This window comes from Pseudomonas sp. NFX98 (genome assembly GCF_047784845.1).
Taxonomy (GTDB): domain Bacteria; phylum Pseudomonadota; class Gammaproteobacteria; order Pseudomonadales; family Pseudomonadaceae; genus Aquipseudomonas.
In genome coordinates this window covers 125,574-140,579 of the sequence record NZ_JBLNNF010000020.1, presented here as the reverse complement: position 1 = coordinate 140,579, position 15,006 = coordinate 125,574, and the positions used below count along the sequence as shown (strand labels likewise).

13 protein-coding genes are annotated in these 15,006 nt (G+C 59.1%); all 13 read right to left on the bottom strand.

What is annotated here, in order from left to right:
- The 13 genes from fliG to ACM110_RS24500 all read right to left on the bottom strand — a co-directional run bounded on the left by fliG (position 1) and on the right by ACM110_RS24500 (position 15,006).
- The gene (gene fliG / locus ACM110_RS24560; protein WP_007983391.1) at positions 1–1,020 is read right to left on the bottom strand and encodes a flagellar motor switch protein FliG; all 1,020 of its coding nucleotides are present in this window, start codon (positions 1,018–1,020) and stop codon (positions 1–3) included.
- A complete protein-coding gene (gene fliF / locus ACM110_RS24555) occupies positions 1,013–2,800 on the bottom strand; it encodes a flagellar basal-body MS-ring/collar protein FliF (protein ID WP_416129800.1) in 1,788 nt (595 codons plus the stop codon). The genes fliG and fliF overlap by 8 nt, the downstream gene beginning before the upstream one ends.
- Positions 2,801–2,815: 15 nt before the next feature.
- On the bottom strand, positions 2,816–3,145 hold the full coding sequence (fliE, locus tag ACM110_RS24550; RefSeq protein WP_056853024.1) for a flagellar hook-basal body complex protein FliE: 330 nt from the start codon (positions 3,143–3,145) through the stop codon (positions 2,816–2,818).
- A gap of 203 nt (positions 3,146–3,348) precedes the next feature.
- On the bottom strand, positions 3,349–4,734 hold the full coding sequence (gene fleR / locus ACM110_RS24545; protein WP_416129799.1) for a sigma-54-dependent response regulator transcription factor FleR: 1,386 nt from the start codon (positions 4,732–4,734) through the stop codon (positions 3,349–3,351).
- A gap of 5 nt (positions 4,735–4,739) precedes the next feature.
- The gene (locus ACM110_RS24540; RefSeq protein WP_416129815.1) at positions 4,740–5,945 is read right to left on the bottom strand and encodes a sensor histidine kinase; all 1,206 of its coding nucleotides are present in this window, start codon (positions 5,943–5,945) and stop codon (positions 4,740–4,742) included.
- Between the two features lie 128 nt (positions 5,946–6,073).
- Positions 6,074–7,549: a sigma-54 dependent transcriptional regulator gene (locus tag ACM110_RS24535; RefSeq protein ID WP_338582392.1), complete on the bottom strand. Its 1,476-nt coding sequence runs from the start codon at positions 7,547–7,549 to the stop codon at positions 6,074–6,076.
- Between the two features lie 172 nt (positions 7,550–7,721).
- Positions 7,722–8,018: a flagellar protein FliT gene (gene fliT, locus ACM110_RS24530; RefSeq protein WP_338582393.1), complete on the bottom strand. Its 297-nt coding sequence runs from the start codon at positions 8,016–8,018 to the stop codon at positions 7,722–7,724.
- A gap of 18 nt (positions 8,019–8,036) precedes the next feature.
- Entirely contained in the window at positions 8,037–8,432 is a 396-nt protein-coding gene (fliS, locus tag ACM110_RS24525) for a flagellar export chaperone FliS (protein WP_416129798.1), read from the bottom strand.
- A 154-nt stretch (positions 8,433–8,586) separates the two neighbouring features.
- Positions 8,587–9,972, bottom strand: a complete 1,386-nt coding sequence (gene fliD, locus ACM110_RS24520; protein ID WP_416129797.1) for a flagellar filament capping protein FliD — start codon at positions 9,970–9,972, stop codon at positions 8,587–8,589.
- 81 nt (positions 9,973–10,053) lie between these two features.
- On the bottom strand, positions 10,054–10,404 hold the full coding sequence (locus ACM110_RS24515; RefSeq protein WP_338582396.1) for a flagellar protein FlaG: 351 nt from the start codon (positions 10,402–10,404) through the stop codon (positions 10,054–10,056).
- Positions 10,405–10,478: 74 nt separating this feature from the next.
- Positions 10,479–11,924, bottom strand: a complete 1,446-nt coding sequence (locus tag ACM110_RS24510; protein ID WP_416129796.1) for a flagellin — start codon at positions 11,922–11,924, stop codon at positions 10,479–10,481.
- A gap of 248 nt (positions 11,925–12,172) precedes the next feature.
- Entirely contained in the window at positions 12,173–13,102 is a 930-nt protein-coding gene (locus tag ACM110_RS24505; RefSeq protein ID WP_338582398.1) for a ketoacyl-ACP synthase III, read from the bottom strand.
- Positions 13,103–13,413: 311 nt separating this feature from the next.
- A complete protein-coding gene (locus ACM110_RS24500) occupies positions 13,414–15,006 on the bottom strand; it encodes a flagellar hook-associated protein 3 (RefSeq protein ID WP_416129795.1) in 1,593 nt (530 codons plus the stop codon).

Below are 15,006 nucleotides of genomic sequence, written 5' to 3'. Positions count from 1 at the left end.
TTAGATCATTTCCTCGCCGCCCTTGCCACCGAGAACGATTTCCCCGGCCTCGGCCATACGGCGGGCGATAGTGAGGATTTCTTTCTGCGCGGTTTCCACATCGCTGACGCGTACCGGGCCTTTGGCTTCCAGGTCGTCGCGCAACAGTTCGGCCGCACGCTTGGACATGTTCTTGAAGATCTTTTCCTTGACGCCTTCGTCCGAACCCTTGAGGGCCAGCACCAGCACGTCGGAAGACACTTCGCGCAACAGTGCCTGGATACCGCGGTCGTCGACATCGGCCAGGTTGTTGAACACGAACATGAGGTCCTCGATCTGACCGGACAGGTCTTCGTCGACTTCGCGGATCGAGTCCATGAGCTGGCCTTCGATCGAGCTGTCGAGGAAGTTCATGATGTCGGCCGCACGCTTGATGCCACCCAGCGTGGTACGCGAGGCGTTCGAGTTGCCGGAGAACTGCTTCTCGAGAATCTGGTTGAGTTCTTTCAGCGCCGCTGGCTGCACGGTGTTCAGCGACGAGACGCGCAGGATGATATCCAGGCGCACCTTGTGGTCGAAGTTGCCGAGCACTTCACCGGCCTGATCCGGGTCGAGGTAAGCCACCACGATCGCCTGGATCTGCGGGTGCTCGTAACGGATCACGTCGGCAACCGCCCGCGGTTCCATCCACTTCAGGCTGTCGAGGCCACTGGTGTTGCCACCCAGCAGGATGCGGTCGATCAGGCCGTTGGCCTTGTCTTCGCCCAGTGCCTGGGTGAGCATTTTGCGCACGTAGTCGTCGGAGCCGACGCCCAGGCTGGTCTGGTCGCCGACGATGTCGACGAACTCACTCATCACCTGCTCGACCTGCTCGCGGTGCACGTTACCCATCTGCGCCATGGCCACGCCCACACGCTGGACCTCTTTGGGCCCCATGTGGCGCAGCACCTGGGCGGCGTCGGTAGAGCCAAGGGACAGCAGCAGGATCGCGGCTTTGTCGACCTTGGACAGCTTGGCGGCAACGGCTCGGTTATCACTCATCTGCGTTAATCCACTCTTTCACGACCTGGGCCACACGACCCGGGTCTTCTGCCACCAGACTCTTGATTGCGTTCAGCTGTGCGTCATAGCCTTCGCTCGGGCTCGGCAGCAGGATGCTTTGCGGGCCGCCGAGGCTGACGCGGTCGTTGGCCAGTTCGCCGTCCAGGCCGCCCATGCCACCCAACTCGACGTCGCTGCCGATGCCGGCCAGTTGTTTGTCTTTGCCGCCACCGGTGATGTTGTTGAGCACCGGACGCAGCACACCGAACACCAGCACCAGGATGAACAGGACACCCATGACTTGCTTGACGATGTCCCAGAACCACGGCTGGGAGTAGAACGGAATATCGGCAATCACTTCGCCGCGATCGGCGGAGAACGGCATGTTGATCACGCTGACGCTGTCGCCACGGCTAGCGTCGAAACCGACCGCGTCCTGCACCAGGCGAGTGAAGCGCGCCAATTCATCGGAGGTCCACGGCGCGCGGGTGGTTTCACCGTTGGCCGGGTTGATCTTGACCTGATCGTCCACCACCACCGACACCGACAGGCGATTCAAACGGCCTTGTTGCTGCTTGGTGTGGCTGATGGAACGGTCGAGTTCGAAGTTCTTGGTGGACTGTTGACGCTTGTCCGCCGGGTACGGCGCGAGCATTGGCTGACCGGTAGCCGGGTCCATGATTTGCTGGCCGTTGGCATCGATCAGTGGCTGGCCTGGTTGCACCATGCCTGCCGCTGCGGTAGTGCCACCCGTGGTTTGCGGCGCGGACGCCGGTGCTGGTGGCTGGTTGCTCAAGGCACCCGGCACACCTTGCGGACCATTGCTGGCGGTGCGTTGTTCGTTGACCGACTGCTCGCTGCGCAACGCCGGTTGGTCCGGGTTGAACTGCTCGGAAGTGGATTCGACGGCGCTGAAGTCAACGTCGGCCGAGACTTCGGCTTTATAGCGATCGTTGCCCAGCACCGGTTGCAGGATGTTGTGCACACGCTGGGTGAGCATGCTTTCCATGCGACGGCTGTAGTCGAATTGCTTGCCGGCCATGGTCAGCTCGGAGTTCTCCGCCTGATCGGAAAGCAGGTTGCCCTTCTGGTCGACCACGGTGATCTGCGACTTGCTCAGCTCAGGAACGCTGGTCGCCACCAGATTGATGATGGCCACCACCTGACCCGGCTCCAGCGAACGACCGGAGTACAGCTCAACCAGTACCGAAGCACTCGGCTTGCGCTCGTCGCGCACGAACACCGAACTCTTCGGAATCGCCAGGTGCACGCGGGCACCCTTGACGTTGTTCAGGCTGGAAATCGTGCGCGCCAGCTCACCTTCGAGGCCACGACGATAACGCGTGGCTTCCATGAACTGGCTGGTACCCAGGCCTTGTTCTTTATCGAGAATTTCAAAACCGATGTTGCCATCGCTGGGAGTGACACCAGCGCCCGCGAGTTTGAGCCGCGCACGTGACAGGTCTTCGGCCTTGACCAGCAAGGCACCGGAATTCGGTTCGACGGTGTAGGGAATATCGGCGGCGGCCAGGGTGTCCATCACCTGCTTGGCGTCCATACCGGCAAGGCTGCCGTACAGCGGACGGTAGTCCGGCTGCTGGGACCACAACACCACGGCAAAGCCAATCGCCACGCTCGCGGCCAGGCCGACCAACAGGCCCACCTGACGCAGCATGGTCATCTCGGAGAGGTTTTCCAGGAAGGACAGACCGAACAGCGGCGGCTTGCCGTCTATCGGTGTGGCCTTGGCCGGAACATTATCGGCGATTGCTTCTGCCATGACTCAATCTCGTCCTTAAACCGGCATCTGCATGATGTCTTGGTAAGCCTGAACCAGTTTGTTACGCACCTGGGTCAACGCCTGGAAAGACACGCTGGCCTTCTGCGAGGAAATCATCACGTCCGTCAGGTCGACGCCGCTTTTACCGATCTCGAAGGCACTGGCCAACTGACTGGAAGCCTGCTGGGTGTCGTTCACTTTATTGACGGCCTGACCGAGCATGTCGGAAAAGCTGCTGCCATTCAGTTCAGGGACGGCGGCAGTCGATTTCGGCGCAGACATGGCGTCCATTTGCATGGCGCGCATATCCAGCATCAACCGATTGAATTCAATACCTTGGCTCATGATTTCTCTCTTTGGCGGCCCGCAATTTTTTGACGCTCACTCGGCGGGTACTGAGGTGTTAGCAACAAGGGTGCCAGCTTTCGAGACGATCCCCTGTAGGAGCGAGCCTGCTCGCGAAGGACGCAAGAGCAACGCGTTTATCCTGAAACCCCGCGCAATCGTTAACGACCATCGCGAGCAAGCTCGCTCCTACAGGAATAGGGTCAGGTGGCGAACAAATATGCTTCTACATCCATCCCGGCATCACGCATCTGCGCCAGCTTGTAGCGCAAGGTGCGCGGGCTGATGCCCAGGCGCTCGGCGGCCTCTTTGCGACGGCCACGCTCGGTGCGCAGGGTGTCGATGATCATCTGGAACTCGCGACGACGCAGGTCATCCCCTAGCGCACCGGCAGACTCGGCGTCGACTTCCAGTGGACGCACCGGTACCGGCGCCAACGACGGCAATGGCGCGCAGGCGACCGGCCCGGCCAGACAGAAATCCTGCGGCTGAATCAGGCCGCCCTGTTGCAGGATCAACGCACGCTGAATCGCGTTGTCCAGCTCACGCACATTGCCCGGCCACGGGTAACCGATCAGGCACGCTTGCGCCTCGGGCGAGAGTCGCGCCGCGGCATGCTTCATTTTATTGACGTGCTTGGCCAGCAACCGCTCGGCCAGCGGCAGGATATCGGCGGTGCGCTCGCGCAACGGACGCCACGCCAGCGGAAACACCGACAGGCGATAGTAAAGGTCTTCACGGAAACGCCCCGCCGCCACTTCCCCGGCCAGGTCACGGTTGGTGGTCGCGACCACGCGAATATCCAAGGTGATCGGCTTGCGCGCGCCAACGCGCTCGACCTCGCGTTCTTGCAGCACGCGCAGCAGTTTGGCTTGCAGGCCAAGAGGCATTTCGGAGATTTCGTCGAGCAGGATGGTCCCGCCATCGGCCTGTTCGAACTTGCCGGCCTGCGCGGCAATGGCGCCGGTGAACGAGCCCTTTTCGTGGCCGAACAATGTGGCTTCGAGCATGTTGTCCGGGATCGCCGCGCAGTTGATTGCAATGAACGGCTGACTGGCGCGATGGGAATGCTGATGGATGTAGCGCGCCAGCACTTCCTTGCCCGTCCCGGACTCGCCGGAGATCAATACCGTGGAATCACTGCGAGCTACCCGCGCGGCCAGGTCCAGCAGCTGCGCACTGGCCGGCTCAAGGGCAATTGGCCCTTCACTGTCGGCACTGCCGAGACTGCCCAGCGCATGCCGGGCGACCAGATCGAGCAAAGCCCTGGGCTCGAAAGGCTTGACCAGATAATCTGCCGCGCCCTGACGCATCGCATCCACTGCGCGCTCCACGGCACCATGCGCCGTCATCAGCAACACCGGCAGTTGCGGCTGGCGCGCCCGCAGCAAGCCCAGCAGTTGATGACCATCCATGCCCGGCATGTTGACGTCGCTGAGCACCAGATTGAACGCCTCGGCCTCGACCGCGGCCAAGGCCTCTTCCGCCGAACCGACGGCTTTGTATTCGTGGCCGGCGAGCAACAGCGTATCGGCCAGTGCTTCGCGTAAAGCGCGGTCATCCTCGACCAGTAGAACCTTGATACCCATGACTTTCACTCCGCTCCCTGAGCGCTGCTTTTTTCGCTGACAAACAGCGGCAGGATGACCTGCGCACACGTGCCTCGGCCCACCCGCGAACGCAATTGCAACTCGCCCTGATGGGCACGGGCAACTGCCTTGACCACGGTCAGGCCGAGGCCGGTACCGGTGGCCTTGGTGGTGAAAAACGGTTCACCCAGACGCGCCAGCACAACGCCGTCGATCCCGCTGCCGCTGTCACTGACGCACACACGCAAGTGGTTGTCGCGGGTATACAGGTGGACCTTCAGGTGCACGTCACCGGCACTGGCCTGAATAGCGTTTTCGATGAGATTGAGGATGGCCCCGACCAGGGTGTCGCGACTGCACAACAACTCGCCGGCATGGCTGTCGCACTGCCAGCGGATAGGCAGGTCCTGCACATGGGTCAGGGCTGCCGCTTGCAGCGACTGCATCAATTGTTTGGGACTTACGCGATCGGTCAGCGGCAATTCACCGCGTGCAAACACCAGCATGTCGCGCACCTGATGCTCCAGCTCGTGCAGGCGCTCTTTGAGACGCCCGGCAAAACGCTGCTGGGTCTCGACCGGCAATTCCTGCTCAGTCAAATGACTGGCGTAGAGCAGCGCGGCGGACAACGGCGTACGAATCTGGTGAGCGAGCGACGCAACCATGCGCCCGAGAGAGGACAGTCGCTCGTGTCGCGCCAGCTGATCTTGCAGGTGACGGGTTTCAGTCAGGTCGTTGAGCAACACCAGTTGGCCGGGCTCGGCATCCAGCGAGCGCGTGGCGATCGACAAGCGCCGACCATCCTTGAGTGAAACTTCATGACCGTCGTCTTCGCGAGGCGCAAAGCAGCGAGCAATGACATGCCGCCACAACTCACCCTCCAGCGGCAGGCCGAGCAGTTCGCAGGCTGCCGGGTTGGCTTCGCGCACGATGCCCTGGGCGTCGATGACGATGACGCCACCGGGCAACAGGTCGAGAAGGTTCTGCAGACGGTTGGCCAGGCGTTCTTTTTCCGCCAGTTCCTGCATGCGCTGGGCGCTGACCACGGCCAGTTCACCCTTGAGCTCGGTGACCCGGGCTTCGAGCATGCTGTAGGAACTGGTCAACTGACTGGACATCTGGTTGAACAGAGCGAATGCCTGCTCGAGGCCAAGCCGGCTTGCCTGTTCTACGGACGACGATTGCCCCAGGGCATTAGGGACAGGAGACATCTGGGCGACTTGGGGCATCGTGCTCTCTCGCTTGGCTGACCGTCAGTGAAACGGAACGTTGCGAGGGACGTAGCAATACCCGTGCCTAAAAAAAACTGCTTATAAATGAAGCGCTTGAAAAACAGGCGTCAATCATCCGCCTGCTCATCTCCGTCACGACGGCTCATGCCGTACTTGCGCATCTTTTCCACCAGTGTGGTGCGACGGATACGCAGGCGTTCGGCGGCGCGCGCCACAATGCCATTGGCGTCGTCCAGCGCCTGCTGGATCAAGCCTTGCTCCAGACCACCGAGGTAGTCCTTCAGGTCCAGACCTTCCGGCGGCAGCATGGCGTTGGCCGTGAAGTCCGGGGTATGACCGTTGATGGCCACCCGCTCTTCAAGGTCGCTGCGCAGGCTGTCGACCAGTTGCTCGTCTTCGTCGTCGACGTAGCGGAATTTCTTCGGCAACTCGACCACGCCGATCACACCGTACGGGTGCATGATCGCCATGCGCTCCACCAGGTTCGCCAGCTCGCGGACGTTGCCCGGCCAGCCGTGACGGCACAGCGACATGATCGCCGCGGAGTTGAAGCGGATCGAACCGCGCTTCTCATGCTCCATGCGCGAGATCAGCTCGTTCATCAGCAGCGGAATATCTTCGACGCGCTCACGCAGCGGCGCCATCTCGATCGGGAACACGTTCAGGCGGTAGTACAAGTCTTCTCGGAACGTGCCGATCTCGATCATGCTTTCGAGATTCTTGTGGGTCGCCGCAATGATGCGCACGTCGACGCTCTGGGTCTTGTTGCTGCCCACGCGTTCGAAGGTGCGCTCCTGCAATACGCGCAGCAACTTGACCTGCATCGGCAGCGGCATATCGCCGATTTCATCGAGGAACAGGGTACCGCCGTTGGCCAGTTCGAAACGTCCGGCTCGGCTGGTGATCGCACCGGTGAAGGCACCCTTCTCGTGACCGAACAATTCGCTTTCCAGCAGTTCAGCCGGGATCGCGCCGCAGTTGACCGGCACGAACGGCGCTTCACGGCGCTTGGAATGGTAATGCAGGTTGCGCGCGACCACTTCCTTGCCGGTCCCGGACTCACCGAGGATCAGCACGCTGGCGTCTGTGTCGGCCACTTGCTGCATCATCTGACGGACGTGCTGGATCGCCCGGCTGGTGCCGACAAGGCTGCGGAAAAGATTGGGTTCGCGATGGCGACCGCGCTCGCGGGCCTGGTCGTACATTTCGCGGTAGACCTGGGCACGGTGCAGCGAGTCGAGCAGTTTGCTGTAGCTGGGCGGCATTTCGAGCGTCGAAAGTACCCGGCGACGCTGGTCGTCCGGCAGGTCAATGGAAGAATTATCGCCCATTAACAAAACCGGAAGGAACTCATCCCATGTCGCGAGTGTCTTTAGCAAGCCCATGAGTGCACCAGGAGCATTGACCGTCCCGATAAGGACACAGATCACTTCACGACTAGACGATAAAGAGCCGACAGCCTGCTGCCAGTCGTGGCTACCGCAGGGTAAATTTTCTTCGCCGAGAAAATTTAAAATCACCGCCAGGTCGCGGCGGCGGACGCTATCGTCATCTATCAGCAGAATTTTGGTTTCACGCCACATGCAATAGCAACTTCCCTAGTCAACTCGATGCCCAAAATGCTGGGGCAAGCTAAACGCTTGCAGGCATAAATATGCCTGAAGACGACTGAAATCTGGAACAGCCACTAGTTAAGTCAAAAAACCGTGCACAGTCAAATTTATGGCGCACTATGTTTGGATTAACTGGCGTCAATTAACCAAACAGATGGTAAACCTTTGCCGCGTTTTGCGCTTGGTTGATCTGCGTCATCTCGTCGACTATCGCCTGGCGCTCACCCATCGTCGCGGTCAGCAGGTCTTTGTAGACTGCCAACAACCCTTCCAGATTACTGCGCAATGCTTCTTCGTCGATCGGCGCCTCGCTGAGCACCTCGTCAACGCATTCGCGACAGGCCGTATCCAATTCGCCAATCGCATCCCAATTGCGCGCCGCCAAGGCGTCGATCAGGGCTTCACGGGTTTCTTCTATACGCCGCAGTGCTTGACTCATGACGTGATCCTCAGACCTTCAGGCCGTTTGATTGGCAATGGCATCCCAACCGCTTTTCAGGGTTTCAAGCAAACCCGACACCTCGTCGATGATCGTCGCGTCGTTATCGCGATTGGCTTCCATCAGACGCGTCATCATGTAGGCATAAAGATTGTCGAGCTGCTGCAGCGATGCCGGATCGTCGGTTTTTTCCGGATTCAAGCCATCGCGCAGGCCAATGATGATGTCCACGGCCTTGCCCATCATCAACCCCTTGAGCGCGATGTCGCCCCGCTCCATCGCGCCTTTGGCCTGGGCCATGCGATCCAGCCCGCCTTCCATCAGCAGCTGTACCAGGCGATGAGGGTTGGCTTCAGAGATCTGAGCATGGGAATTGACCTTCTGATATTGGCGAAGGGCTCTCATGGGGTTCATGTTTCTACCTCGTGACAGATAACAACTGAAAAAGGATTGCTCTGGTCTTTATGTCGACTGAACGACACATAACTTTAACGCAGACCCGCCACCAATGAAAAAACCCAGGCACTGTCATTACAGACTGCCTGGGTTTTTTCATGCCTGATCCGGATCAGTTGTCTTTCGGATTGTTCAGCGCATTGAGCGTGGTCATGATGCTGTCGCTCTGTGCCCGCAGCTTGGCCACAAGGGAGTCCATCGCGGTGTACTTGGCCGTCAGGCTGGTTTGCAGGCTGGCCATACGTGCATCGAGGGAGTCCTGCTGCTTTTTCAAGTCGTTCAGGCTGTCGGTCAGGGTTGCAGAACGCGCAGCGAACACACCGGTCTTGCTCAGGGCAAAGCTGTCGGTGGCGGTCTTCATGCGCGCCAGCAAACCGGTGTCACCGGTAAAGATACCGTTGATGTCGGCAGCGTTGGTCAGCGCGGCGGCGTCGAACAATTTATCGTCGACGGACAGCAACCCGGTTTTCTGATCAGTCTTGACGCCAAACTGAGCGAGTGACTTCAAATCCCCCGTCCCGCCCATCGCGTTCAACTCGGTACGCACCGACGACATCAATGAACGCAAGGAGGCATCGCCCGTGAGAGCGCCCGAAGTCACAGAACCATCAGGATTGGTGGTGACTTGGGTCTCGGAATTCGAAGCCTTGATCAGGGCGTTGTAGGTATCGACAAAACCCTTGACCGCCGACTTCAGTGTCGCAGTGCTCGCAGACACAGTGATGGTTGCCGGTGTTGCGGCACCGCCACCGGACGGCGTCGGCGATACGCCGGTCAGCTTGAGTGTGATCCCGCTCACCGCGTCGGCGATGTTATTGGTCTTGGAGATCATGGACACACCGTCGAGAACGTACTCGGCGTTCTGCGGCGGAGCCAGGACGGTGACACCCGTTTGCAGGCCCGAGTTGCCCGACAACGTCAGATCCGTACCAACACCGGTCGTGGTCGAGGTCAACACCATGCGAGAGCCGCTAGCGTCGGTCAGGATGTTGGCGCTCAGCCCTTTGTTGGCGTACTGCGAGTTGATCGAGTCGCGCACTTGCTGCAAGGTCGCGCCCGCAGGAATGCTGACGTCGAACGTGTCGCTGCCCTGCTTGATGCTCAGCGTGGTGGGCACGGAACCGGCGTTGACCACCGAAGACGCACCGCCCGCGTAAACCTGGGTGGAAATCTTCGAGGCGGTTGCCAGCTTGGTGACCAACAGCGAGAAACTACCCGCCGCTGCACCGTTACCGGTAGTCACAGTGGCGACCTTTTCATCGGAAGAAGTACCGCTCAAGCCACTGAAGCTGGAGGCGGTTTTCATGTTGTCCAGTGCGCTGCGGAAGGCGTCCAGCGCTGCCTGGATTTTGCCGATGGACGACAGCGAGGTGGTTGCTTTCAGCGTCTGATTGTTGATCTGCGTTTGCTTGGGCGCGCGTTCCGCGTCCACCAAAGACTTCACGATCGACTGGGTATCGATGTTCGAACCAATACCGCTAACCGTTGTACCCGCCATCATCTCTCTCCTTATCCAGTGGCTGCCGACATCTTGACTAAGTGCATCTTAATCAGCGACAGCAACAAAATTCATGCCAGTTCAGACTTTGTCGTCAAACAACAAACTACTGGCGTCCGACAGGCTTTGTGCCAGTTTCAGTGCGGTTTCCGAAGGGATCTGGCGAATCACGTCACCGGTTTCGGTGGCGATAACCTTGACCACGACCCGGCCGGAAGAATCATCAATGGAAAAATCCAGTTTGCGCTGGGCAGCCTGAACAAATTCCTGAATATCGGTAACGGCCTTCTCCAGGTCGTCGCGCTTGGGCTCGGAGCCCGATGACGCAACGGCTTCAACCTTAGGCTGATCCTGTTTGACGGGGGCATTCGGCGCTGCACTCTGAGGAGCAACGGCCGGATAAGACAAGTTCAACTTAACGCTCATGTCCATGCTAAATCTCCTCATCACGGAAAAGACGAAAGGGCACGTAAACGCGCCCTTCCGTCAGTCACCAAGCGCTGGAATTACTGAAGCAGCTTCAGTACAGCGGATGGCAGCTGGTTAGCCTGGGACAGGATCGCAGTGGAAGCCTGTTGCAGGGTTTGTTGCTTGGTCAGCTGAGCAGTTTCCGACGCGAAGTCGACGTCCTGGATCACGCCACGAGCAGCAGTGGAGTTGTCCGAGATGCTGCGCAGGTTGGCCACGGTGCTGTCGAAACGGTTTTGTACAGCACCGAGGTCAGCACGCTGGGAGTCGATGTTGGCGATTGCCTGGGTGATCACGTCAACAGCGTTTTGCGCGTTGGTGGCGGTGGTCACGTCGGTGTTGCTGACAACGGTCTTAGCCGAGCTGACGGTAGTACCGGCGGCAACGAACAGGCCAGTTGCACCAGCGCCGTTCAGCGAGTAGCTGTTGGTGGAGTTCAGGGAAACTGCACCAGTCACCTGGACTGCAGTTGCAGCAGCGGCAACAGCAGTGCCGTAGGTGCCAGCACCGTCTTTGGCAGCGATCGAGATACCGGCGATTGCGCTGGCGTCACCACCGTTCAGGATGATGTTCTCACCGGTGTCGGATTTGATTTCCAGGTTGCTGGTGGTGGCGTTGAAGTTAACGCTGATGCCCAGTTTGGCGGCGTTGGACTTCAGTTGGTCAGCCAGGCCAGCAGTGTCGGTTACACCAACGATGTTGACCGCAGTACCCGAACCTACCTTGATGGTGAAGTTCGCAGTACCTGGCAGTGCACCAGTGATCGCTGCAGTGTTAACAGTGAACTTGGCTTCAGTGCTGGCAGTAGCCGACAGGCCGCCGATGGCGCCGTTCATTTGAGCAGCGGTAGCTTTGGCAGACTGGCCAGTAACGGTGGTGATGCTAGCGGTTTGGCCGCCACCGGTAATAGCGATTGCACCACCGGTAACACCAGCCAGCGAAGGCGGGATGGCCACGGATTTCAGCTGCTGGGAGCCGATGTTGTTAGCCGATACGTCGCCCAGAGTCATGTTGATGGTCTGGTTGGCGTTGGCGCCGACCTGGAAAGCGGTAGTACCGAAACCACCGTCCAGCAGGTTACGACCACCGAAGGTAGTGGTGGTAGCGATACGGGTCAATTCAGCGGTCAGAGCCGAGTATTCAGCGTTGTTCGACTTACGGTCTTCAGCGCTTGGCGAGCCGTTCGCGGAAGCCAGAGCCAGGGTACGCATTTTCTGCAGGATGTTGGTGGATTCTTGCATCGCGCCTTCAGCAGTTTGCGCGATGGAGATACCGTCACCGGCGTTCTTGATAGCGGTTTGCAGGCCGTTGATCTGGCTGGTCAGACGGTTGGAGATTTGCAGGCCAGCAGCGTCATCTTTAGCGCTGTTGATACGCAGGCCGGAAGACAGGCGTTGCATCGAAGTTTGCAGAGCGTCGGACGAACGGGTCAGGTTCTTTTGAACGTTCAGCGATGCAATGTTGGTGTTTACTGTTAAAGCCATGACGAAATCCTCGTTGGATGGATACTTCGGCTTCCGGCCCTGACATCCGTCGGGTTTGGCCTAGAGAACCTACGTAATAGTTATCGTCGTGAGGTGGCTTTGCTTGAGGGGTTTTTTCGAATTTTTTAGTGGCAGCTTGCCAGCCCTTTATTTTCAAGGCTTTAGAGACAGAAAATCGGCGCCAGAAAATGGCAAAACGCCCGGAGATTTATTTCCGGGCGTTTTTATTGCAGCAGATATCGGATCGATCAACCGCGATAGAGAATTGCCGAACCCCACGACAAGCCTACGCCAAAGCCGCTGATGGCGACACGGGTCCATTTGGAATCGAACACGTGGTTCTGCAGCAGCAGCGGAATGCTCGATGAAACCGTGTTGCCTGTTTCGAGCATGTCCTTGACGAACTTCTCCGGTTCACCTTCTTCAAAGCGGCGCGCCACCGCATCGACGATGGCCGCACTGCCCTGGTGAATGCAGAAGGCATCGATATCGCCAGCTTGCAGATTCGACTCGTCCAGCAGCTCATGCAAATGCGCCGGGACTTTCAACAGTGCAAAGTTGAAGACCTGACGGCCATTCATGAAGAACACACCGTCAGTGACTTTCAGGTGCGGCGCGCCGGAACCATCGGTGCCGAACTTCGACTTGCCCAGTTGCCACACCGCGTTTTCACCCATCCAGGTGGCGGTGGCAGCATCGCCAAACAGCATGGTGGTGTTGCGGTCTTCAGGGTCGACGATCTTCGAATACGGGTCGGCGGTGATCAGCAGGCCGTTTTTCAGCCCTGCCGCTTCCATGAACCCCTTGATCGCATAGATGCCGTACACATAGCCGGAACAGCCCAGGGAAATATCGAAAGCGGCGACGTGGGTCGGCAGGCCCAATTTGTCCTGAACGATTGCGGCGGTGTGCGGCAATCCTTCTTCGTCACCGTTCTGGGTGACGACGATCAGGCAATCGATGGCTTCACGCTTGAGTTCAGGACTGGCGGCGAACAGCGCATTGGCGGCTTCGACACACAGATCGGAAGTTTCCTGATCGGCATCCATGCGCGGCAAAAATGCCGAGCCGATCTTGCCAAGGATAAAGGTTTCGTCCTTGTCGAACTTTGCACCCTGGGCGTAGTTATCAACCCCGGCTGTCGGCACGTAACTCGCTATATTTTTTATGCCAATCATTATGGCTTCCCAATAATAAACAGCTGAACATCGCCGCTCGCTGAATCGAGGGCGTCTACAGTCGGGGCCCGGCCCCAGAAGAGGCAACGTCGGGAATCAAGAAACACCTTGAACAGCCCGCCACCTTCACCGCCCGCAGACAGGATACAGTGAAGATGCGCGTTTTGACTGACGGGTCACTCAGAGATCGCTGCTTTATTTGATTTTGTGGTCCGGATCCCCGCCCCACCCCACCGTGCATCATTAAAAAAAAAGCAAAAAAAAAGCCAGCCCCCTATGAAAGGGGCTGGCCGCGAGCGGTCAAGACCGACTCAAAGCTTGTTGAACAGGCTCAACTGGGAAACCTTGGCGAACGCCAGTTGCGCAGCCTGCAGCATGGTCTGCTGCAAGGTCAGGCGCGTCAGCACGTCCGCCGGGTCGGTGTTCTTGATTCCGTTGCCGGTCGATTCGTTGATCAGGCCGGAGCTCGTGTTCTGCTCTGCCTGCATATCCATCACGTTGCCCCGCGCACCGATCGCTCCGCGCGCCAGGTCGACCTGGTTCTTGGAGTTGTTCAGGTTGGCAATGGCGGACGCAACCGTGTCTTCCAGGAAACGCTGGGCGGCTGGGTTGCCTTGGGTCGGCGAGTCGAGCGCCGAACGCAGCTGGCTGATGGTATCGAGCACGTTCTGGGTCTGATGGGTATTGACCGCGATGTCGAACTGATCACCTGCAGCCGGAGTCGGTGGCGTACCGCCCAAGGTAAAGCTGACACCGGCCGCCGTTGCCACGCCAGCCACCACAGTCCCGGTGGTGACCGGGGTGCTGGTGCTGGTCAATGGGCGGGTGTACAGCTCGAAGGTGCCGGGACCGGTGAACTTCAGGACCGCGCCGCCTTCAGGGAAAAAGCTCTTGTAGTCGGCAGCGTTGGTTACCGTCGTCTGGGAAATGATCGCCGTCGAGGCGTTGCCCGGGGCGCGGTTGGCGACAAAGCTGTCTGGCTTGGCCGCTAACTGGAAGCTGTGACCGGCGATCACCGCATCAGCGGATGCCGAGTCAGCCGGGGTGTCGCCCGGCTGGAAAGTGATATCCAGCTTGAAGGTCACACCGCGGAAAGTGACGTCGGAGCCGCCCTTGGTATTCGGGTCAAACTTGCCACCGCCAGTCGCTTCGGCAGTCACGTCATTGCCCAGTGCATCGGTAATCACAAACTGGGTACTGCTGGTGAACGCCATGGTGTAAGGCTGGCCGTTGCGGAAGCTCGCATCGAACGCCGGACCGGAACTGACCAGCCCTGGGGACAAGTCCACACGGCCGTCATTGACGGCCGGTGCAGTCATGGTGGTGGTGCTGCGGGCAGCGTTGATCGCCTGCTGGAAAACGTCCCAACCGGTATCGTTCAGGCCCAGCGACATCGAATCGCCGATCTTCAGTTCCAGCTGGGTCTGGTCGCCCTGATAGCTGTAGGTGCCGTCGCTGTTGCGCACGAACGGCTGAGTGTTGTTGCTCGCACCGGAAAAGATGAACTTGCCGTTGGCGTCCTTGCTGTTCATCAGGCTCAGCAATTGCTCTTCGGACTGCTTGAGTTCGGCGGCGATGGATTTTCGGTCATCGTCGTTCAACGAACCGCCACCGGCGCGGATCGCCAACTCGCTGACTTTCTGCAGCACGTTGTTGATGCTGTCCAGCACGCTTTCTTCTTGCGCCTGCGCCGTGTTCAACGCGCTGATGTTGGTGGTGTACTGACCCAACATGGCTTTTTGCTGTTCGAGTTGCAGCAGACGGGCCGCACCAACAGGATCGTCCGCCGCGGTCTCGAGCTTCACGCCGCTGCTGGCCTGTTCGGCGGTCTTCATCACATTGTTGAGGTTGCGAGAATAGTTGGCAGCCGTCGTGGCGTAATACTGTGCTGTAGAAATGCGCAT

Bases quoted from the DNA above. Each gene is read 5' to 3' on its own strand.
- fliF (WP_416129800.1), bottom strand. From the start codon at position 2,800: ATGGCAGAAGCAATCGCCGATAATGTTCCGGCCAAGGCCACACCGATA.
- ACM110_RS24500 (WP_416129795.1), bottom strand. From the start codon at position 15,006: ATGCGCATTTCTACAGCACAGTATTACGCCACGACGGCTGCCAACTAT.
- fliG (WP_007983391.1), bottom strand. From the start codon at position 1,020: ATGAGTGATAACCGAGCCGTTGCCGCCAAGCTGTCCAAGGTCGACAAA.
- fleR (WP_416129799.1), bottom strand. From the start codon at position 4,734: ATGGGTATCAAGGTTCTACTGGTCGAGGATGACCGCGCTTTACGCGAA.
- fliS (WP_416129798.1), bottom strand. From the start codon at position 8,432: ATGAACCCCATGAGAGCCCTTCGCCAATATCAGAAGGTCAATTCCCAT.
- ACM110_RS24535 (WP_338582392.1), bottom strand. From the start codon at position 7,549: ATGTGGCGTGAAACCAAAATTCTGCTGATAGATGACGATAGCGTCCGC.
- ACM110_RS24505 (WP_338582398.1), bottom strand. From the start codon at position 13,102: ATGATTGGCATAAAAAATATAGCGAGTTACGTGCCGACAGCCGGGGTT.
- ACM110_RS24540 (WP_416129815.1), bottom strand. From the start codon at position 5,945: ATGTCTCCTGTCCCTAATGCCCTGGGGCAATCGTCGTCCGTAGAACAG.
- ACM110_RS24510 (WP_416129796.1), bottom strand. From the start codon at position 11,924: ATGGCTTTAACAGTAAACACCAACATTGCATCGCTGAACGTTCAAAAG.
- ACM110_RS24515 (WP_338582396.1), bottom strand. From the start codon at position 10,404: ATGGACATGAGCGTTAAGTTGAACTTGTCTTATCCGGCCGTTGCTCCT.
- fliD (WP_416129797.1), bottom strand. From the start codon at position 9,972: ATGGCGGGTACAACGGTTAGCGGTATTGGTTCGAACATCGATACCCAG.
- fliT (WP_338582393.1), bottom strand. From the start codon at position 8,018: ATGAGTCAAGCACTGCGGCGTATAGAAGAAACCCGTGAAGCCCTGATC.
- fliE (WP_056853024.1), bottom strand. From the start codon at position 3,145: ATGAGCCAAGGTATTGAATTCAATCGGTTGATGCTGGATATGCGCGCC.